This is a genomic window from Moraxella bovis, assembly GCF_025985205.1.
Lineage (GTDB): Bacteria > Pseudomonadota > Gammaproteobacteria > Pseudomonadales > Moraxellaceae > Moraxella > Moraxella bovis.
Genome location: NZ_CP087840.1, coordinates 2,343,817 through 2,363,570, shown reverse-complemented (window position 1 = coordinate 2,363,570; position 19,754 = coordinate 2,343,817). Strand labels below are relative to the sequence as shown.

The 19,754-nt window shown below is 42.6% G+C and carries 19 protein-coding genes; 7 read left to right on the top strand and 12 right to left on the bottom strand.

The window, feature by feature from the left end; translation table 11 throughout:
- The first annotated feature begins 390 nt into the window (after positions 1-390).
- Positions 391-1,365 carry an IS30 family transposase gene (locus tag LP107_RS11995; RefSeq protein WP_264676059.1) on the top strand — a complete coding sequence of 325 codons (975 nt, stop codon included), beginning with the start codon at positions 391-393 and terminating at the stop codon, positions 1,363-1,365.
- Positions 1,366-1,369: 4 nt separating this feature from the next.
- Here the strand turns inward: LP107_RS11995 and LP107_RS11990 are convergent, their stop codons facing one another.
- From LP107_RS11990 to LP107_RS11950, 9 genes are all read right to left on the bottom strand, one after another.
- On the bottom strand, positions 1,370-2,227 hold the full coding sequence (locus tag LP107_RS11990; RefSeq protein WP_208624052.1) for a PAAR domain-containing protein: 858 nt from the start codon (positions 2,225-2,227) through the stop codon (positions 1,370-1,372).
- Positions 2,218-4,869: a type VI secretion system ATPase TssH gene (gene tssH / locus LP107_RS11985; protein WP_078275279.1), complete on the bottom strand. Its 2,652-nt coding sequence runs from the start codon at positions 4,867-4,869 to the stop codon at positions 2,218-2,220. The genes LP107_RS11990 and tssH overlap by 10 nt, the downstream gene beginning before the upstream one ends.
- Positions 4,870-5,018: 149 nt before the next feature.
- Positions 5,019-5,666, bottom strand: coding sequence for a hypothetical protein (locus LP107_RS11980; protein WP_264676086.1), 648 nt, complete (start codon positions 5,664-5,666; stop codon positions 5,019-5,021).
- An 81-nt stretch (positions 5,667-5,747) separates the two neighbouring features.
- A complete protein-coding gene (locus LP107_RS11975; protein ID WP_112742653.1) occupies positions 5,748-6,380 on the bottom strand; it encodes a hypothetical protein in 633 nt (210 codons plus the stop codon).
- A gap of 64 nt (positions 6,381-6,444) precedes the next feature.
- Positions 6,445-7,083, bottom strand: coding sequence for a hypothetical protein (locus LP107_RS11970; RefSeq protein WP_112742652.1), 639 nt, complete (start codon positions 7,081-7,083; stop codon positions 6,445-6,447).
- A 63-nt stretch (positions 7,084-7,146) separates the two neighbouring features.
- The gene (locus LP107_RS11965; protein WP_078275402.1) at positions 7,147-7,797 is read right to left on the bottom strand and encodes a hypothetical protein; all 651 of its coding nucleotides are present in this window, start codon (positions 7,795-7,797) and stop codon (positions 7,147-7,149) included.
- A complete protein-coding gene (locus tag LP107_RS11960; protein WP_112742651.1) occupies positions 7,797-9,593 on the bottom strand; it encodes a zinc metalloprotease in 1,797 nt (598 codons plus the stop codon). Before LP107_RS11960 ends, LP107_RS11965 begins: the two co-directional genes overlap by 1 nt.
- Positions 9,594-9,602: 9 nt before the next feature.
- Positions 9,603-9,809, bottom strand: a complete 207-nt coding sequence (locus tag LP107_RS11955; RefSeq protein WP_162860440.1) for a hypothetical protein — start codon at positions 9,807-9,809, stop codon at positions 9,603-9,605.
- A 467-nt stretch (positions 9,810-10,276) separates the two neighbouring features.
- Complete coding sequence (locus LP107_RS11950) at positions 10,277-11,038, bottom strand: integrase core domain-containing protein (RefSeq protein ID WP_208624034.1); 762 nt, start codon at positions 11,036-11,038, stop codon at positions 10,277-10,279.
- Positions 11,039-11,217: 179 nt separating this feature from the next.
- Here LP107_RS11950 and LP107_RS11945 point away from each other — a divergent pair, with 179 nt between their 5' ends.
- The 4 genes from LP107_RS11945 to murA all read left to right on the top strand — a co-directional run bounded on the left by LP107_RS11945 (position 11,218) and on the right by murA (position 14,535).
- Positions 11,218-11,676 (top strand): YraN family protein, encoded by a 459-nt coding sequence (locus LP107_RS11945; protein WP_158079646.1) that lies wholly within the window; start codon positions 11,218-11,220, stop codon positions 11,674-11,676.
- Between the two features lie 28 nt (positions 11,677-11,704).
- Positions 11,705-12,700, top strand: coding sequence for a BON domain-containing protein (locus tag LP107_RS11940; RefSeq protein ID WP_078274063.1), 996 nt, complete (start codon positions 11,705-11,707; stop codon positions 12,698-12,700).
- Between the two features lie 327 nt (positions 12,701-13,027).
- Entirely contained in the window at positions 13,028-13,270 is a 243-nt protein-coding gene (locus LP107_RS11935; RefSeq protein WP_112742619.1) for a BolA family protein, read from the top strand.
- 2 nt (positions 13,271-13,272) lie between these two features.
- Complete coding sequence (murA, locus tag LP107_RS11930; protein ID WP_112742618.1) at positions 13,273-14,535, top strand: UDP-N-acetylglucosamine 1-carboxyvinyltransferase; 1,263 nt, start codon at positions 13,273-13,275, stop codon at positions 14,533-14,535.
- Positions 14,536-14,729: 194 nt separating this feature from the next.
- Here the strand turns inward: murA and LP107_RS11925 are convergent, their stop codons facing one another.
- The 3 genes from LP107_RS11925 to LP107_RS11915 form a co-directional block, all read right to left on the bottom strand.
- Positions 14,730-15,704, bottom strand: a complete 975-nt coding sequence (locus LP107_RS11925; protein WP_112742617.1) for a tRNA dihydrouridine synthase — start codon at positions 15,702-15,704, stop codon at positions 14,730-14,732.
- The gene (gene pth / locus LP107_RS11920; protein WP_228157857.1) at positions 15,701-16,279 is read right to left on the bottom strand and encodes an aminoacyl-tRNA hydrolase; all 579 of its coding nucleotides are present in this window, start codon (positions 16,277-16,279) and stop codon (positions 15,701-15,703) included. Before pth ends, LP107_RS11925 begins: the two co-directional genes overlap by 4 nt.
- A 69-nt stretch (positions 16,280-16,348) precedes the next feature.
- Positions 16,349-16,963, bottom strand: a complete 615-nt coding sequence (locus LP107_RS11915; protein WP_078274068.1) for a 50S ribosomal protein L25/general stress protein Ctc — start codon at positions 16,961-16,963, stop codon at positions 16,349-16,351.
- A gap of 273 nt (positions 16,964-17,236) precedes the next feature.
- Between LP107_RS11915 and putP the strand changes: the two genes are divergently transcribed.
- Together putP and LP107_RS11905 are read left to right on the top strand one after the other, a co-directional pair.
- Entirely contained in the window at positions 17,237-18,745 is a 1,509-nt protein-coding gene (gene putP, locus LP107_RS11910) for a sodium/proline symporter PutP (protein WP_078274069.1), read from the top strand.
- Between the two features lie 254 nt (positions 18,746-18,999).
- Positions 19,000-19,710: an SPOR domain-containing protein gene (locus LP107_RS11905; protein ID WP_078274070.1), complete on the top strand. Its 711-nt coding sequence runs from the start codon at positions 19,000-19,002 to the stop codon at positions 19,708-19,710.
- Positions 19,711-19,754: the final 44 nt, after the last annotated feature.

Below are 19,754 nucleotides of genomic sequence, written 5' to 3'. Positions count from 1 at the left end.
TTTTGAGCGTGTTGAAAAATATCATGCACAAGATTTGGTAAATAATGAAAAAAGGCTAGCAAAGGATTTGATGCTTGTTCCGATAGGCTTGTTAGAATGGAATATTATTTTTTTCCGTCCAATATCGGGACAGCCTAGAAAAATATACCCCCTATATTTACGATGGGGAACGCCAAAAGGTTGTCACTTTACTTAACATCATTACCGATGATAAACAAAAATCTGAGCAGATGTTTGATAAGTTTTATCAAAAATATTTAGAAGACTATGTGTAAAATAAACCCCCGTTATTTACAGTATTAACCCTTAAACATACAATCCAACCGCAACAAATGAAAAGATGTTCATCATTACTGATAATATTGTTACCACACAAATAAAAAAGTAACCATGAACACCTACAAACATCTTAGCATAAATGAACGAGAAAAGATAATGTTAATGCTTGCACAAGGCATAAAGCCCAGTAAAATCGCAAGCATGTTAGGACGTTCTTGCTCAACAATTTCAAGAGAAATATCAAGAAATTGTAAGTTAAACCAAGCGTATAGCGCTAACACGGCTCAGATAAACTATGATAAAAAACGTCAAGCATGCAAACTTAAGTTTAAATTAGATGACAAAGAGTTATATCAGTTGGTGCATGATAAGTTTATGAGTCACAGGTGGTCTCCAGAGCAAATCAGCAATCGTCTTAGGCTTGAGAATACAAAACACCAAATAAGTGCCAATACAATTTATCGAGCCATTTATCATGGATGGTTTGATGAAGGTGGCAGATTGGCACGTCGTAAGCTACGCCATAAAGGTAAGACAAGACATGCTAAGACTCATGATGAAAAGCGTGGTAAAATTAAGATCAGTCATGAATTATCAGAACGTCCAAAGATGGCTGATTTAAGAGAGCGGACAGGTGACATAGAGGCGGATACTGTCTTAGGTATCTCTGGTGGTCATTGTCTACTCACCTTAGTAGATAGAAAAAGCCGTTATCTGTGGTGCAGAAGATTACCTGCCAAGAGGGCAGAACATGTACAAACTGCAATGATTGATTTATTAAAGGATGTAAAAGTCCATACAATTACCCCTGATAGAGGCAAAGAGTTTGCTTATCATGAAAAAATCAGTCAGCAGTTAAATGTAGAGTTTTACTTTCCCCCACCAAGACACCCTTGGGATAGGGGAAGCAATGAAAATACCAATGGACTGCTTAGAGAATATTTCCCTAAGCATCAAGATTTAAGCAAGTGGCATGAAAGCGATATTATCAGTAAAGTAAATGAACCCAATCATAGACCCAAAAAGTGTTTAAACTGGAAAACACCTTATGAGGTTTATTTTGATGAAGTGTTGCAGTTGGTTTGATAATTCAAGCTTCTTGAATAAGAATGGTATCATCAAAATGGATTTGTTGTTTGGTCATTTGTGATAAAGCTTGACCCAATGATAGTGTAGGTGTGGCTATCTGCAGTCCTTGACTACACTCAAAAGATAAGGCTATACCATTATCGGTTAAAGATTGCGGATTGGTTTCATCTGAATCTATACGCAACTTTAATGAGACTTGACTAACACCAACAGAATTGGTCGGGGCAAATAGGGTTAGCCAAGTAGGGGTATAGTTTGGATTGTCTATATTATCCAATTCTTTTATGGATTGCGTTTTAAATTTGCGATATTCGCCAATTAAGTTTTTAATATCCAACCCTTGAAATAATCGCTGTTTTTTGCTATTAACCTCAACCAAAGGATAAATATACTCATCTCTTAACCAATCAAACCCATACCTCCCTTGATAATCATCAGGTCTTCTAAAATGCACGGTAAAGTTTGGCAAGTTATCGTTAGCCTTGGTGCTGGTTAGATTGTTTTGTAATTTTGCTTGGCGATACTGTGCTTGTGCTTGGCGATATTGGGCAAGTCTATTATCATCAATAATCTCTTTAAAACTTGTCTGTGAATGCACAAGTTTTGGTGGTGGAGTGCATTTGCATAGACACAAATCATCATTTAAAGCAGGCATTGCCCCACCCAAAGAAAAAGACAATCTTGGACCTGTTGGTACAATTTTGCCCATTGATTGACAAGCAGAACACCAGACATCATCGCCGATACAGCTTTGCTTTTTGCCATCTACATTAAAGACAATGGGATTGGTGGTTGTCTGGACGATACCGCCTGCTGTGGTGGTGTCGTTTTCTAGGATGTAGTAACGGGTTAGGGGCATGGGATGTCTTCATGTTGAGTGTGTCTATCAATGGTAAGTTTAAATTCATTATCAACAACGGTCAATGTCATGTTTCTTATGGGACTAGGATTGCCGATAGATAAAAGTATCTCATGACTTATCATGGGCAGGATGTGATTGGTGATGATGGCATCAATCATACGACCGCCTGACTCTATTTCTTGACAGCGGTTGGCGATGAGGGTGATGACGGCATCATCATGGCTTAATGTGATGTTATGATTATCCTGCATGCGTTTGATGACTTTGTTTAGTTGCAGGGTGATGATGTGTGACATCATCTCGTGATTGAGTGGGTAGTAGGGAATGTTTTGGATTCTACCCAAAAGTGCCGCCGGAAAAGTCTGCAATAGAGGCTCTCTTAATGCCGTAGCCAGTCCTTCTATATCGGGTTTTAGAAGCTCGTCTTGACATAAAGTTAGGGTAAGCTCTGAGCCGACATTGGTGGTTAGGATGATGATGGTGTTTTTGAAGTCAATATAGCGACCCTCGCCATCTTCCATAAATCCTTTATCAAAGACCTGAAAGAAAATCTCATAAACATCGGGATGAGCCTTTTCTATCTCATCTAGCAGGACAACACTATAAGGACGTCTGCGAACGGCTTCAGTCAGTACGCCACCTTCACCATAGCCGACATATCCTGGAGGGGCACCTTTAAGCGTGGAGACGGTATGAGGTTCTTGGTATTCACTCATGTTGATGGTAATGAGGTTTTGTTCACCGCCATACATGATGTCTGCCAGTGCGAGGGCGGTTTCGGTTTTGCCCACGCCAGAGGGTCCTGTTAGCATAAAGACGCCAATCGGTTTGTTGGGGTTGTCTAGATTGGCTCTGGCGGTCTGTATGCGTTTGGCTATCATATCAGTTGCATGAGGCTGACCGATGATTCGTTGGTTGAGCGTTTCTGATAAATGAAGGATTTTTTGCACTTCATCATCCATCATTTTTCCAATGGGAATGCCTGTCCATTCAGCAATGATTTGAGCGATGAGATGAGAATCTACCACAGGATGAACCAATGTCTCTTGTTTTTGTATGGTCTGAAGTTTTGTGATAAGTGCTTGTTGCTCTGCCTTGAGGGCTTTTATTTCTTCTGGTTTATCATCATCCGATGAGGTTATGGATGCTCTGATTGCATGAAGTGCCTCGACAAGTTGTTTTTGGTCTTGATATTGTGCATTGATAACATCCAACTCTGACTGTATGGCTTGGATTTGTTGCTGTTTTTGTGCAATGACATCGCCATCGGTTAGGTAGCCTGATTCTTGTTGTTTTTGAAGCTGGTGAATCTGCTGTTCGATGGATTTTATGCTTTCTTCTTTGGTGGTGATAGACAGGGGGGTGCTGTTTAAGCTGACGGCAACCCTAGCACAAGCGGTATCAAGAATGCTAATAGCTTTGTCTGGCAATTGTCGTGCAGGAATATAGCGAGCTGAGAATTTGACAGCAGTTTGCACGGCATCTTCTAAGATGAGTACCTGATGATGGGATTCTAGTCTGTCCACCAAGCCCCTTAGCATATCAGTTGCCACTTTTTGGTTGGGTTCTGGCACTTGAATGACTTGAAATCTTCGGGTAAGTGCGGGGTCTTTTTCAAAATATTTTTTGTATTCTGACCATGTGGTTGCACCAATGGTGCGAAGCTCGCCTCTTGCCAAAGCGGGTTTTAAAAGATTGGCGGCATCGCCTGTACCTGCAGCACCGCCAGCACCCACTAATGTATGAATCTCATCAATGAACAAGATGATAGGCTTGGGACTTTGGTGGACTTCTTTGATAACTGCTTTTAGGCGATTTTCAAACTCACCAGAGACACTTGCTCCTGCCTTGAGTGCACCGATATCAAGTAAGATGATTTCAACTTCTCTTAGGTGGTTTGGCACATCGCCTTGAGCAATTTTTAGAGCAAGACCTTCAACGACAGCAGTCTTTCCTACACCAGCCTCACCAGTCAATAATGGGTTGTTCTGCTTTTTGCGAGAGAGTATATCCACCATTTGGCGGATTTCGTTATCCCTGCCTGTAACGGGGTCTAACTTCTCTTGTCGTGCCTGCTCGGTAAGATTGGTGCCAAAACGTGCCAAGGCAGATTGCCCCGTTGGGTCACTGGGTGACAAGGAGACTTCCTGAGCTGTGGGTTTTTCAATGGAATGTTGGCATATTTGGTTGTAGTCGTCATACAGCTTTTGAGTATTGATTTTGCCAAATTCGGAACTGATTCTAAGAAGTTGGTGTTTAAACTGGTTGGATTCTAACAGTGTGTAAATAAGATGACCTGTGGTGATGCGTGTTTGATTAAAGTTTATGGAGACGTACAGCCATGACTCTTCAATGAGTGTCATGACGTCATCAGAGAAGTCACTGACCTGTTCATAGCCTGTTTTTAGGGTTTTTAAGTGGTTTGCAATGTCGCTTATTAGATAGTCGTGATTTAGTTCAAAATGACCCTCTATGAATCGTAAATCCGTATCGTCCATTTGTAATATTTGATATATCCAATGGGAGAGTTCAACATACCTATTTTCACGCAACTTGGCAAACATAAAAGCACTTTCAAGGCTCTTATATAGTGATGTATTTAGTTTGGCAAATAAAGCAGAGCGGTTGATTTGAGACATATCGGTTCCTTGTTTGGTGGCTTAAAAGCAATATCATAACAAAATATCTCACCAAAAGTCCACAACCAAATCATAATTGTGGTGGAAGCAAATGATGGATGTTTGGTGTCATTGAACTTCTGCCAGTACGGAGGATGTGCCATTGCCATTTAAAGAATAGATAAGGCATACACTACTTTAAAATTACATCTTTTTATAGGATGATAATGAGTGTTAATACCCCTTAAAGAAAAATATTTCCCATCATGCTCTAAAAAAACAGAGATATACCCATCAACAACAAGCTCTAACTGACCTAAATATCTTTTATACAGTTCGTCTAATATTTCTTGGGATTTTTGATGGTCTTGAACAACCAAATTAATGGTTTCTATCATTGCCATTTTGTCATCGTCGGATAAAGTATGCGTTCTTTTCTTATCTTTTTCTGTTCCATGACGCATATAATATTGTAAATAGTGAACCATGCCATGACTTCTACCGATATAAAGATAGCTGTTTAATTCGTTAAACTGCATGATGTGATCTTTACCTTCTTTTACAACCCAACGACTTAGATCGTCTGTATGTTTATCCAAAGATACTTCAAAACGGGTCAAGAATTCATCAAAAGACATCAGTTTAACTTTTCTGTCATGAGGTATGCCCGTGTATACAGGTGGAGAGAAATAATTATATCTCACTTGCCATTCTGGCACACAATGCGTCTCACTATAGTAATCTGCTGACTCATAAGGCGGTGCTGAAAAAGCAGTTGTATGGATAAGAGCAAATAGCGTGGCGATAAAGTATTTCATGATGATTCCTTATTCTTTGGGGATGGTTAGACTTCTGTTGGTGCAAAAAAATAGAGCAGAATTTAAAACATTAATGTACATTCATTCGATACTAATTGAGTGAATAATTTTATAGTTACATCTTTCTATCGGATGGTAATTTATATTATAACCTTTCATAGAAAAATACTTCCCATCATGCTCTAAAAAAACAGAGATATATCCATCAACAACAAGCTCTAACTGTCCCAAATATCTTTTATAGAGTTCGTCTAATATTTCTTGGGATTTTTGGTGGTCTTGAACAAAAATATTAATTGTATCCAAAATCATCATTTTGTCAGAATTGCTCAGATTTTGATTTTCAATATCTATAGTATTTGATGTAATATAGCTGATTTTATAAATATTTTTGTTTTTCTTAAAAAGATACAATTCACTACCAAAATCCTTTAAAGCCAAAAATTGTTGCAAACCCTCACTCTCAGCCCAACGGCTTCTTGGGTCTATATATTGACCTAAAACAGGTTCTAGACGCTCCATAAATTCTTGATAAGGAATAAGATTTACATTTCTATCAAGGGGTATACCAATATAAGGCGGTGTCCGCGGAAAAATGAGCGTGCTATAAAAATCACAAGTTCCAGCATGATAATGTTCGGCGGACTGATAAGGCGGTGCTGAAAAAGCGGTTGTATGGATAAAGACAAATAAAGTGGCGATAAAGTATTTCATGATGACTCCTTATTCTTTGGGGATGGTTAGGCTTCTGTCGGCACGGAGGATATTCCATTGCCATTTAAAGAATGGTTAAGGCATATATTTCTTGAAAGTTACATCTTTCTATGGGATGATAATGGGTATTGACGCCTCTTAAATAAAAATAATTACCATTATATTCGAGAAAAGCTATAATCTCTCCATCAACAACAAGCTCTAACTGACCTAAATATCTTTTATACAGTTCGTCTAATATTTCTTGGGATTTTTGATGGTCTTGAACAACCAAATTAATGGTTTCTATCATTGCCATTTTGTCATGATTGGTTAAATTGTGTTTTTTGGTATTTTCATCATCTGACGAGAGATATGTTAAACGGTAAACCACTTCATTATTTCTATCAATACTAAGATAACTATTTAATTCCTTAAAATGCATAATATGACTAATACCTTCTTTTACAACCCAACGACTTAGCTCATCTGTATGTTTATCTAAAGACACATTAAAGCGAGATAAAAACTCACTAAAAGACATCAGTTCAGCCTCCCTATCGTCAGGTATGCCGATATACGGAGTTGGGGGTATATAATTATGCCGCACTTGCCATTTTGGCACACAATGCGTCTCACTATAGTAATCCGCTGACTCATAAGGCGGTGCTGAAAAAGCAGTTGTATGGATAAAGGCAAATAAAGTGGCGATAAAGTATTTCATCATAACTCCTTATTCTTGGGGATGGTTAGGCTTCTGTCAGCACGGAGGATATTCCATTGCCATTTAAAGAATAGATAAGGCATACACTACTTTAAAATTACATCTTTTTATAGGATGATAATGAGTGTTAATACCCCTTAAAGAAAAATACTTCCCATCATGCTCTAAAAAAACAGAGATATATCCATCGACAACAAGCTCTAATCGCCCTAAATATCTTTTATAGAGTTCGTCTAATATTTCTTGGGATTTTTGATGGTCTTGAACAACCAAATTAATGGTTTCTATCATTGCCATTTTGTCATCGTCGGATAAAGTATGCGTTCTTTTCTTATCTTTTTCTGTTTCATGACGCATGTAATATTGTAAATAGTGAACCATGCCATGGCTTCTACCGATATAAAGATAGCTGTTTAATTCGTTAAACTGCATGATGTGAGCTTTATTTTCTTTTACAACCCAACGACTCAGCTCATCTGTATGTTTATCCAAAGATACTTCAAAACGGGTCAAGAATTCATCAAAAGACATCAGTTTAACTTTTCTGTCATGGGGTATGCCTATGTATACAGGTGGAGGCGGTATATAGTCATATTCAAATGTATGCTTAGGAGTGCAATGTTTTTCGCTATAATAATCTGCTGACTCATAAGGTGGTGCCGAAAAGGCAGTTGTATGGATAAGAGCAAATAGCGTGGCGATAAAGTATTTCATCATAACTCCTTATTCTTGGGAATGGTTAGGCTTCTGTCAGCACGGAGGATATTCCATTGCCACTTAAACAGAGAATTCATTTTACCTGAATATTCATTGACTGTTGGATACTCTGGTGCTTCTTTATCTCGTTGAGTTTTAGATGACGGTATTCTCCCCTCATAATCCATCACATTATCTGTATATCCTTGATAAAACTGATATGTGGGAAAGTGGTTTAGGATGGCTTTGGCGTGGCTCTCGTCTAGATGTCCTTTGCTGGCTTTGAGTTTATCTAATTCTGGTGGCTTGTCAAAAGTATGAGGCAGACCAAAGCTGTGTCCAAGCTCGTGAAATATCGCATAAATATCATTTTGTGCGACAGCATAGATGATGGCGGTATTGCCACTGACATAATCGGCTTGGTTTAATAACTTGTCGTTAGGAATACCTGCAAAACAACCACAAGAGATTTCATCTTCTGTAAAGGGGCGTGGTGTTACAACACCGCCAATGGCACCAGTAACACTGCTATCTGAATGAATATACTCTGTGGAAGGTATTTTTCCTGTCTCGTCAGGTTCGCAGGTTGGTACTGCCACATTCATGGTAACAGGCTTGACATCGGTAAATATGAGATGGGTAGTTTTATTTTGATTGCTCTCCGTCCAGTGGCCATAGATGGCACTGCTTTGTAGTGCTGTATTGGGATACAGTTGCTCAAATAACTGCCGAACATCCAAGTCAAAATTTGACCTATTTTGCCGATCTATAGGAGTGTTATTAAAAGCCAACAGATTTGGGTAGCTATTTGTTCTGGTTTTTCTACATTCGTATTTTTTTAAAAACTCTTCTATCTCTCTTTGATGGTGGCGTGTGTGTATTTTTTCATGAAGCCTCATGTTAAAAACCTTACTCTCAAAGGTTAGATTGATAAGTGCCTGACCAAAGGCTTCTGATCTTAGTCTATCCTGATATCTAAGCTCTGGCATGGCGTAGCTGTTTGGTATCATGGCAAATTGCACTACTTGAATGTGTGCGGCGGGTATCTCATGATTGGGATAGATGAGTAGAACACCAACATCTCGGCTGTGATTATTATGTTTGGCGGTTACCAAGATATGGCGAACCTTATCACTGGGGGTTTTGACCTTGATGGTAAGCTGTTTGGTTGGGTCGGCATAGTATTTAATGGAGGTGTCTTTGCCCAAAGGACGGGTGAGTTGACCTTTTTCCAAAAATATCTCCAGTGGCACCTTTAGAATGTTCTTGTCTCTAGACTTGTCTCTAAAATAAATCTCAACACCATCATCACTGGGGGTAAATATCAGTACCGTGCCATCTTTGGCAAGTGGTCTATCCATGTCTACTGCCTCTTGGTCTATCTGTAGATGGAGTTTAGCATGGGTGTGTGTTACGCCTTCGGGCTTATGCTTCTCAGCAAATACTGCCAGCCATGATGGGATATATTCATCGACACCGCAGGTCTTAATCCTACTTAAAACCTCGACAGGCTGTGGGTCATCAAACCAAAGATGGGTATATTCTTTTTTAAGTTTGTCAATATCGCCCCTGTATAAGCGTGTGGGCTCATTGTTATTTTCTAGGACAGAGACGATGTCATGGATGTACTCATCTCGAAGCCAGTCAAAACCAAAGTTTTGCACTTGCTCGCTCACAGAACCCCAAGGGTCATCAACAAGAGGTTTGCGAAAATGTACCAAAAATTTTCGAGGGACACCAGAGATGACCACCTTGCAAGTCGGAGCATCTGTCGCTGTGCTGGCGGTGGTGGTTTTATATTCTTTTTGCAACATAATAACTCCTTAAATATCTAGATGAATTTCGATATCCTCTTGGGAGTCTGTATAAAACACTTGTGTCTTGCCCTTATCGTCAGTAATCCCCTCGAATAGCTCGCCCGTTACTTTATTGTGGGCAGTATAAGTAGTATGAGCATATGGCACATTATCATCATTGGTAAAGTAAAAACACAGCGTGTAGAGCTTGGGTAAGAAGGGCAAGTTGGGCATGGGTACCTGCTCACCCTCCAGAAGCTTTGTTGTCTCTGCTTTGACTTTGAAAATCTTCGGTGTGGTAATGAATACACCATGCTCATTTATTTTAATTTCTGAACCTGCTACCATGACTAGTCCTCATTGATAGAGTGATTGATGTGATAATATCTTACAATATTACTTAAAATTACCTTTATTGGCAAATAATTTTTACAAAAAAACAAACCATAAATGCTTGTTATGGCTTGTTTTTAAGGGTTAAGGTTATCTAGGCGACTTTGGTGGCTGACATTGCCAAGGTTGGGGTCGCGAGTTCGAATCTCGTTTCCCGCTCCAAATTTCAAAAAGTCCAAATCGAAAGGTTTGGGCTTTTTGTTGTTTAAATTTGTATTGAAAAACTGTAAAATTCCTTGATAAATAATAAAGCTATCAATAAAACCAATATATTTATTTTTTATATTTATAAATTATCTGTAAAAACCTCACCCGTTATTTACACTTTGTTTAAAATAAAACTCTAACCATTCATAAGGCGTAAAAGTCAAAGTTTTTCCTGTAATCTCATCTTTTTTGGTTAAAGATGAATGTGGTCTAACAGTGTTATAGAAATTAAGAAATCTGGTTAATTCTTGCTTTCTATGTTCACTGCTGACAAACTCATGTTGATGATGCCAAAGCTCTATTAATGTTCGTATCTCCTGTTCAGCTTTGCCATTGGTTTGTGGTCTGCCTACTTTGGTAAATTTTTGGTTGATGTGGTTATCATAACATACTTTGACAAATTCATGCTGTGTTGTGCCTTTAAATTCAGTGCCATTGTCAGAGTAAATAACATCAATTTGGTAAGGACAAGGTTCTATCACTTGCTCTACCAGAAACTGTGCTGCACCAAAGGCTGTTTTGTCAGGCAGTATGGCAGCATACAGTTCACAAGAATAGTCATCTACGGCAACAAACAGATATTCTCTAGGACTGTTTGTACTTTGTCCTTTAAGTAAAGGTAAGCGTTTGGCATCTACATGAACCATCTCACCAAAATAGGACTTGTTGTATCGCTTGGCTTGCCTTTTGAGTTTGTCTTGAATGGATTTTTCAACCTTAGCCAAGCGTTTAATGCCATACTTGGCTTGTTTAAAGCGATTATTGGTACTGGTTTGAGGCTTAAGGAGTTTAATGCGAGCAAGTTTTAAGACCTTGTAAATGGTAGGTCTTGATACTTTGTACTCGAGTGCCAGTGAAGTCACTGATTGCTTGTTCTTATGGTAAGCAGTTCAAATGGCTTTCCTATGGTGGGGAAGCAGTCTTGTGTTTTTGTGTATGTTCATTTGCAGTATTTTACCTTAATACTGTAAATAACGGGGGTTTATTTTACAGTTTAGGTTTTGTAAAATTTGTTATGCTAGCCCATTTGAGTGAGTACGCCATGAGAACTCTTGGAGACCATTATGAACAGCTCGCCCAAGCGTTTTTGAGACAGCAGGGGCTGACCATCATCACGACCAACTACACCGCACATCGCACAGGCGAGATTGACATCATCGCTTATCATGATGAGCCACGGCAGGCAGGCGGGGTGTGTCCGACGCTTGTGTTTGTGGAAGTCAAAATGCGTAAGATAAGCCCCAATGCTCGCTATGGGCAGGCGATAGAGACGGTAACACGTGCCAAACAAAACAAAATCATCAAGACGGCTGAGCATTTTTTGGCGTATGGCGATGAGTTTTTGCAAAATCTTGGACTCACTACCAGTCAAAAGCAAGCCTTGGCATATCGATTTGATGTGATTGCCTTTGATGTGCCACCAATAGGGCAGGCAGGACAAAAAAGTAATGAAAGTCAGACAAAAACCCATTGGCTAAGAAACGCCTTTTTGGTAGAATGAGAGCCAAACCGATTATTAGGAAGCATCCATGTCGTCTTTACCATCTATTAAAGTGCTTGTGGGCGTGATTGCCACCGCCATGCTCATGACCGCCTGTGCCACCCAAAACGCCAATACCAGCACCAACGCCAGCACAGGCTATTATGGCGTGCCTGCCATGTACCGCACCATCCCCGAGCGTATCAGCGATGAAGCCATCGAACGCACCAGTTATAAGAATCTGACCAACATTAGGGATGTGAGTGAGAATAATGTACGCATTGCCATTGACAGTTTTCGCCGTGAAGTACTGCTGACAGGCGAAGTACCAAGCCAGCAGGTCAAGGCAGACGTGGCGAATATGGTGGCGTCGATTAATGATGTCAAGCAAGTGTATGACAATCTAACCGTAACCAATACGCCCAAGGCTCAAAGCCACACCCTGCACGAAAACTACCTAAAATCAAAAATCATCGCCAAAATCGTGAGTGCAGGCGGTATCAGGTCGTCGCAGTACAAACTGGTGGTGCGAGACAACATGGCGTATGTGGTCGGATTTTTGACCGCTCAGCAAGAGCAGACGATTGTTAATATTATCTCATCGGTGCAGGACATAGAAGGGGTGCGAATGCTTGGCACACGCATAGATGGCGATACATCAGCTCTGCTTGCTTTGACAGGCGAGAATGTCGCCATTGATGACAATCCCAACGCGGGGGGCATGGTCTATGGTGGCAATGCAGTTGTTAATACACCTGCTAGTCCTGTTTATCCGAACGTGCCTACTAACTCTGTGTCAACCACGAGCTATCCGCAGAGCATGTACCCCAACACGCAAATTGCACCGACTGTGCCAACTCAGCCAAATACGGGTTATGCACCTGTCAATAATTATCCCATTAATACCCCTGTAAATAACTATCCTGCAAATAATTACCCTGTGAATAATCACGGCACACAAAATCGTGATATTCCTGTGATCAGAATGGAAGGTAACCCAACATCAAGCTATGTGAATCTGTATAACAATACCAGCAAGCCCTAACCAACAAATTTTAACAATGTGGTTAGGGCGTGCCGAATATTTATAACACAATTTAAACTTTAAAAAATTGTAAAATAAAAAGATATTTTGCATGAAAAATGGCTAAATCTTGTTTTTCTGCGTCAAAAACTGGTCTGATAAAATGACTATAGCCTCAAGTTTTTTCCTTGAAAAACGGGCGATTTTTCTCATTTTTCATTGCAAATATAAATATTCAACACGCCCTACTGTAAAAGCGGGAAATTTGATATAATAACCCGTTTTTACTTTTTTATCGGTAACATGATTTGATGGCGATAATATCGCCCAAAATATAGAGATTTTTTTATGAATGCAGATGACCTGATCGCCTTATTACGCCCCCATTTTCCAAGTGCTGAGATTCAAGCGGTCAATCAAGGCAATAAATTTGAAGTGCTTATCGTGGATGACAGCTTTGACGGTAAACGTCTGGTGCAACGCCAACAGGTGGTATATGCCATTGCCAATCCGCACATCCAAAGCGGAGCGATGCACGCCTTGACCATTCATGCCTTGACACCTGCCGAATACGAAGCCAAAAAGGGATAATCATGGATAAGTTCAAAATCATCGGCAAAACCCGTATCGCAGGCGAAGTTGCCATTTCTGGCTCAAAAAACGCTGCCCTGCCTTTATTGGCAGGTATGCTACTGCCCAATGACGAGACGGTGCTACACAACGTCCCCACCCTAAAAGACACCGACACACTCATCAAGCTCATCGCTGGCATGGGCGTTGCCATCAAAAAAGAAGGCAACACCGTCATCGCAGACGCTCGCCACGTTGCCAACTATTATGCTCCGTATGAGCTGGTGCGTACCATGCGTGCATCTATCTTGGTGCTTGGGGCGTTGCTTGGGCGATTTGGTGAAGCCGAAGTCTCCTTACCAGGGGGCTGTTCTATCGGTTCACGCCCTGTTGATCAGCACCTAAAAGCCTTTGAAGCCATGGGAGCGAGCATTAGTGTAGAAAATGGCTATGTCAAAGCAAAAGCCCCTGCTGGCGGACGTCTGATAGGTTGTGATTTTACCTTTGACATGGTAACCGTTGGCGGTACAGAGAATGTCATCATGGCAGCGTCTCTGGCTCGTGGTACAACTCGCCTTGAAAACTGTGCCTGTGAGCCAGAAGTGGTGGATTTGGCAAATATGCTTGTCGCCATGGGGGCAAAGATTGACGGCATTGGTACGCCGACCATGATTATTGAAGGTGTGGAGAGCTTGCACGGTTGTGAATACAGCGTGATTGCCGACCGCATTGAGACGGGTTCATATCTGGCTGGGGCTTTGATGAGTGAAGGCGATGTCTTGACCACCAACACATCGGCTGAGCTTTTGCACTCTGTCCTAAAGAAATTTGAAGCCATGGGGGCAACCATTACCACAGGTGATGACTGGATTCGTGCTGTGATGACAGGCAGACCCAAGGCGGTGGACATTCGCACCCAAGTCCACCCCGGTTTTCCCACCGACATGCAAGCCCAGCTCATGGCAGTGTGCTGTTTGGCGGACGGCACGAGTACCATTATTGAAAACATCTTTGAAAACCGCTTTATGCACGTCCCTGAGCTAAACCGCATGGGGGCAAATATCCGCATTGACGGACATACCGCCATTGTTACGGGCGTGGATAGCTTTATGCCTGCTCCTGTTATGGCAACCGATTTGCGTGCGTCCATGTCGCTTGTCATGGCGGCGGCGTGTGCCGATGGCGAGAGTATCATCGACCGCATTTATCACATTGATAGAGGTTATGATAATGTGGAGAGCAAACTTAAATCGCTTGGGGTCAATATTGAGCGGATTAAGGGTTAAAAACTGTAATTACTAACAACTTCATTCTCAACTTAAAATAGCAACTTTTTGATTCTCCAGTAATTATTTTTTATTTATAGGGGTGAATTACATTCGCCCTTGATAAATCAATCACTTATACAAAATTGAGAATGGCGTAATAATAAAATAAAAGGGCGGTCTTGATGATTGCCCTTTTATTTTGGGTTTGTCAGCTAAGCAGGCGCCGACTGCGATAAGTGCGAGATAATCTGTGCCTTGTCCTTTTCTTTTTTGACAATATCCCACAGTTTATTTGCTTCATCATAGCCTTTGGTAAGCATACCGAGCCATTGTTTATAGCGACCGATGAGTCCGCTTTGGTTGTCGGTGGTGTCATTCAAAAAAGCGATTTGGTGGGGGATTAGCTCCGCCCATGTCAAGGTTTTGTCTGTATTTTCAATACTCGCCACAAGGTCTGGGCGAGTGACTGCCCCACGCCCTAGCATAAGATGTGGCGTGTTCGCCTGACGGATGCAGTCGTGGGCGTGAGTCGCATTCCAAATCTCGCCATTGGCAATAATGGGCAAACCAAGCTCGGTAAAAGGGGCGATTTTGTCCCAATAGGCAGGGGGCTTGTAGCCTTGTACTTTGGTGCGGGCGTGAATGGTAAGCCAGCTTGTATTCGCCTGTTTGACCGCTTGCCCGATGTCGCTCATTTTGCCCATATCGGTATAGCCTAGGCGGATTTTTGCCGATACAGGAATATGAGCGGGGACAGCCCCACGCACGGCAGAGATGATGGCGTACAGCGTATCAGGTTCATCAAGCAGTACCGAACCACCTTTGTGGTTATTGACCGTTTTGGCAGGGCAACCAAAATTTAAATCTATCGCACACGCCCCAAGCGACACCGCTGTAACGGCACTTTGGCTCATGGTGTCAGGGTTGTTGCCCAGTAGCTGAACATGAATGGGCGTGCCACTTGCTGTCTTACCGTCCGTGAGTAGCTCTGGCACATATTTATAGAACACATGGGCAGGCAAGGGATAATGCGTGACACGAATAAACTCACTCACTGACCAATCATAAGGGCGACCCAAATCATGAGCAATCTGTGTCAAAATCTGTCTCATGAGTGGGTCGGTCAAGCCCTCCATCGGGGCGAGCAGACGGACAGGGTGGGCGAACAAATGAGCAAAAACACTCATGTTGGCTTAAACCCATTGGCAAGACTGATGGCTTTTTGTTCATCGCCTTTGATGAGTAGCTCTAAGGCGTCAATGCCACACTCTATCGCCTTATCTATACTAATGCGGTCATCGGACGTGGGTTTTGACAGTACCCAACCGCTGACCCGTGATGAGTGAGCAGGTCTGCCAATACCGACACGCAGTCGCCAAAAGTCCGCTCCGATGTGGGGGGCGATGTCCTTTAAGCCGTTGTGTCCGCCATGCCCCCCGCCTTTTTTTAGGCGTAGGCTACCTGCCGAGATGTCAAGCTCATCATGAGCGATGAGTATCTCATGGGGGGCGATGTTATAGAATTTGGCAAGGGGGGCGACTGCCAGTCCTGAGCGGTTCATGAATGTATCAGGGGTCAGTAGGCGGACATCTTGTCCGTGTATCGTGCCACGCCCGACACTGCCATGGAATTTTTTGTCATGGGTGAGCGTGATGCCAAATTTGTCGCACAAAGCGTTCACAAACCAAAAGCCTGCGTTATGGCGAGTGTCTTTGTATTCTGCACCGACATTGCCCAGACCGACGATGAGTTTTATCATGATTGCCCCATAGATGATGAAATAAACAAAAAGCCAATAGATGACCCATTGGCTTTTGTTGAGAGTGACGACTTATTCAGCGTCTGTGCTCTCTTCGTTGGTTTCGCTGTCAGCAGAAACGGTCGGTGCTTGTACGCTAACCACAACACGGTCGGTGGCGTTGCTGTCAAGCTCAATGATGGTAATGCCATCGGCAAGTTTGATGTCAGAGAAGCGTAGTAGGTCGCCGATTTCTAGGTCGGTCACGTCCACTTCGATGGCTTCTGGCAGTTGGCGTGGCAAGCAGTTGATGTGTAGCTCGGTCACGTTGGTTTGTAGGATACCACCTGCTTTAATGCCTTTGGCAGTACCAGTGAAGTGTACAGGCACGGTAAAGTGCATGGTTTGACCACGAACAACACGTTGGAAGTCTACGTGAAGTGGTGTGCCTTTTGAAGGGTGGCGTTGTAGAGCCTTAATGATGACTTCTTGGTCATTACCATCAATGGCAAGTGTGGTCACGCTTGAAAAGAAGCTCTCGTCTTGTAGGGCTTTCACCAGTTCGTTTAGCTTAACGCTCACAGATAGTGGCTTAGCATCACCGCCATAAACGATGGCAGGGATAAGATTGGCTTTACGCAGGCGGCGGCTCGAACCTTTGCCCTGCTCGTCGGCAGCACGTGCTACCGTAGTTAGAGTATAGCTCATAAGGATTTCCTATATTAAAAGGCTACAAAAATGATGATTTTCGACCAATCATCATACAAAAGTGCAAAAGAATTTGCAAAATGGCGAACTATTATAAGCCAGTTTGGGCGATGTGGCAAGTGGTTTTTGCAAATCAGCCAAAGCATTTGCTAATACCTGATAATTTTTATAAAAATAACAAGCGTTTAAATAAGGTGCACCCCATTTGCAAATGAATTTAATTTTGTTATAATCGCTTGTTACTTTTTTGTTAAACAATGTAAGGAGTGTGTCATGGATGCTGTAACATCAGGCGGGGCGGGCGTATGGATTTCGCTGTCAATTTATTTTTTGGGCATGATTGCCATTGGGGTGTATGCCTATTTTAAACAAAAAAAAGATGTCGAAGGCTATATGCTCGGTGGGCGTAACTTATCGCCTGCGGTAACGGCACTCTCGGCGGGGGCGTCTGATATGTCGGGCTGGCTACTGCTGGGGTTACCTGGTTATATGTATGCGTCAGGCATTGTGAGTTTGTGGATAGCAGGGGGGCTGACGGTCGGGGCATTTGCCAACTATCTGCTCGTTGCCCCACGTCTGCGTGTGTACACCGAAGTGGCAGGTAATGCCATTACTTTGCCCGACTTTTTTGCCAATCGCTTTGATGATAAAACGCACCTACTTCGTATGGTTTCTGCCATCGTGGTCATCATGTTCTTTACGGTCTATACGGCGGCAAGTCTGGTTGGGGGCGGTAAGCTTTTTGAAAGCTCGCTCGGGCTTGATTATGGCTTGGGTCTGTGGGTGACGGCAGGCGTGGTCGTGGCGTATACGCTCTTTGGCGGATTTTTGGCGGTGTCCTTGACTGACTTTGTCCAAGGGGTGATTATGCTCATTGCCATGCTGCTGGTGCCGTTTGTCGCCTTCAATGAAATCGGCGGTATCAGTGCTGGCATGGACGTGGCACGTTCTGTGAACCCTGAGCTGTTTAACATCATGAGTGGCGTGAGTGTCATGGGGGCGATTTCGCTAGCAGCGTGGGGTCTGGGCTATTTTGGACAGCCACACATCATCGTGCGGTTTATGGCGATTCGCTCGGTTAAGGACGTGCCTGTGGCGTGCGGTATTGGCATGGGCTGGATGATATTGAGCTTGATTGGGGCATTGTTTGTTGGTGTGTCGGGCGTGGCATATATCCATAATAAGGGCATGAACCTAGATGACCCTGAGACAGTTTTCTTGGTGTTCTCACAGCTTTTGTTTCATCCGCTCATCGGTGGCTTCTTGCTGGCGGCGATATTGGCGGCGATTATGAGTACCATTTCTAGTCAGCTACTGGTGGTGTCAAGCTCTCTTGCCCGTGATGTGTACAAGCTGTTTTTGGATAAAGAAGCGTCCGAATCCCGTCAAATCATGGTCGGGCGTATCTCGGTGGTACTGGTGGCGGTGCTTGCAATTATGCTGGCAGGGGACAAAGACAGCTCGGTGTTAAAGATGGTCTCGCACGCGTGGGCAGGTTTTGGGGCGGCGTTTGGTCCGTTGGTGCTACTCTCGCTTATGTGGAAACGCATGAACTACCAAGGGGCTTTGGCAGGCATGATTGTCGGGGCATTGACCGTCATCGTCTGGGTGTATGGGGGTATTACGATTGGCGGACAGCCTGCCAATGACGCCATTTATTCCATCATGCCTGGCTTTGTGCTGAGTACCATTGCGACCGTGGTTGTCTCACTTTTGACCCCACCGCCCAGTGCCAAGATTATGGGCGAATTTGATGAGATGGAACGCCAGTTAAAGGCTTAAAATAAAAATACCCTAATATTCTGTTGGGCATCTTGTGGTGTGATTTACCCAAAACCCAAAAAGTTTATCAGCTTTTGGGGTTTTGGGTATTTTTTGGCAAAATGGCAGGCGAGCTTAACAAGTTTTGTCCTTAGATGACATGCGTTAAAAAATGTTACAATATTTTTATAAAAATTTTTTAAAAAAATGATTATACTAAAAGTATTTACCAAAAAATAAATAGCCAACCACAAACAACCATAAAAAGGTATTCTATGCCCCAAAGACCTTATAACAAACCAATCAGTCGTGAACAAAAAGTTCGTACGTCATCAGGGCTTATCAGCCTGCTTTGGATGTTTGTGGGGGCGGTGATTGCGGTGATGATAGGATTTTTCTTATACTTATCGCCTTTGTTTGATAGTTTTAAGACAGAGGTAGAAGTCAATCCGCCTACCAAAGTTGAGCCATTGCCACAAAAAGAGCAAGCAAATAACTATGAGTTTTATGAAGTGCTACCAACACGGGAATTTCATACAGGGGAGAATGTGGCAGGGGGTGAGCCAGTGACAGATGAGGCGACCATAACTGAGCAACCTGAGGTTAAGCCTGATGCGGTGGTCATTTCTGACAGCCATCAAGAGAATGACAATGTAAGTGGTACTAACGAGACGGAAATAGCCATCACCGAAGAAGATGCTACCTATGAAGGTGAGTCAACTTCTGGCAACATTGAGATAACGGCTCATAAGAATACTTATATCTTACAAATTCGCAGTTATGACAACCCCGATGAAGCTGACCGCATGCGTGCTGAGGTCATGATGTCGGGTATAGATGCTCGGGTCATCAAGCGTGTGGATGACGGCATGGAGCTGTATCAAGTCATCTCCAATACCATGAACTCTAAGGAAGAAGCACTGTCTGCCAGCAGAAGATTGAGTAATAACGGCATTGATTCGCTTGTGGTGGAGCAAAGACGTTAAGTTTATAAGAGAATGCCATAAAGAAAATACCGCCTGCTTGTGAC

What these genes read in the sequence shown, in the direction of transcription:
- LP107_RS11905 (WP_078274070.1), top strand. Translation starts at nt 19,000, where the DNA reads ATGCCCCAAAGACCTTATAACAAACCAATCAGTCGTGAACAAAAAGTT.
- LP107_RS11960 (WP_112742651.1), bottom strand. Translation starts at nt 9,593, where the DNA reads ATGTTGCAAAAAGAATATAAAACCACCACCGCCAGCACAGCGACAGAT.
- LP107_RS11925 (WP_112742617.1), bottom strand. Translation starts at nt 15,704, where the DNA reads ATGAGTGTTTTTGCTCATTTGTTCGCCCACCCTGTCCGTCTGCTCGCC.
- LP107_RS11970 (WP_112742652.1), bottom strand. Translation starts at nt 7,083, where the DNA reads ATGAAATACTTTATCGCCACTTTATTTGCCTTTATCCATACAACTGCT.
- LP107_RS11990 (WP_208624052.1), bottom strand. Translation starts at nt 2,227, where the DNA reads ATGCCCCTAACCCGTTACTACATCCTAGAAAACGACACCACCACAGCA.
- LP107_RS11935 (WP_112742619.1), top strand. Translation starts at nt 13,028, where the DNA reads ATGAATGCAGATGACCTGATCGCCTTATTACGCCCCCATTTTCCAAGT.
- LP107_RS11975 (WP_112742653.1), bottom strand. Translation starts at nt 6,380, where the DNA reads ATGAAATACTTTATCGCCACTTTATTTGTCTTTATCCATACAACCGCT.
- LP107_RS11945 (WP_158079646.1), top strand. Translation starts at nt 11,218, where the DNA reads ATGAGAACTCTTGGAGACCATTATGAACAGCTCGCCCAAGCGTTTTTG.
- LP107_RS11980 (WP_264676086.1), bottom strand. Translation starts at nt 5,666, where the DNA reads ATGAAATACTTTATCGCCACGCTATTTGCTCTTATCCATACAACTGCT.
- putP (WP_078274069.1), top strand. Translation starts at nt 17,237, where the DNA reads ATGGATGCTGTAACATCAGGCGGGGCGGGCGTATGGATTTCGCTGTCA.
- LP107_RS11995 (WP_264676059.1), top strand. Translation starts at nt 391, where the DNA reads ATGAACACCTACAAACATCTTAGCATAAATGAACGAGAAAAGATAATG.
- murA (WP_112742618.1), top strand. Translation starts at nt 13,273, where the DNA reads ATGGATAAGTTCAAAATCATCGGCAAAACCCGTATCGCAGGCGAAGTT.
- LP107_RS11965 (WP_078275402.1), bottom strand. Translation starts at nt 7,797, where the DNA reads ATGAAATACTTTATCGCCACGCTATTTGCTCTTATCCATACAACTGCC.
- LP107_RS11915 (WP_078274068.1), bottom strand. Translation starts at nt 16,963, where the DNA reads ATGAGCTATACTCTAACTACGGTAGCACGTGCTGCCGACGAGCAGGGC.
- LP107_RS11955 (WP_162860440.1), bottom strand. Translation starts at nt 9,809, where the DNA reads ATGCCCAACTTGCCCTTCTTACCCAAGCTCTACACGCTGTGTTTTTAC.
- LP107_RS11940 (WP_078274063.1), top strand. Translation starts at nt 11,705, where the DNA reads ATGTCGTCTTTACCATCTATTAAAGTGCTTGTGGGCGTGATTGCCACC.
- tssH (WP_078275279.1), bottom strand. Translation starts at nt 4,869, where the DNA reads ATGTCTCAAATCAACCGCTCTGCTTTATTTGCCAAACTAAATACATCA.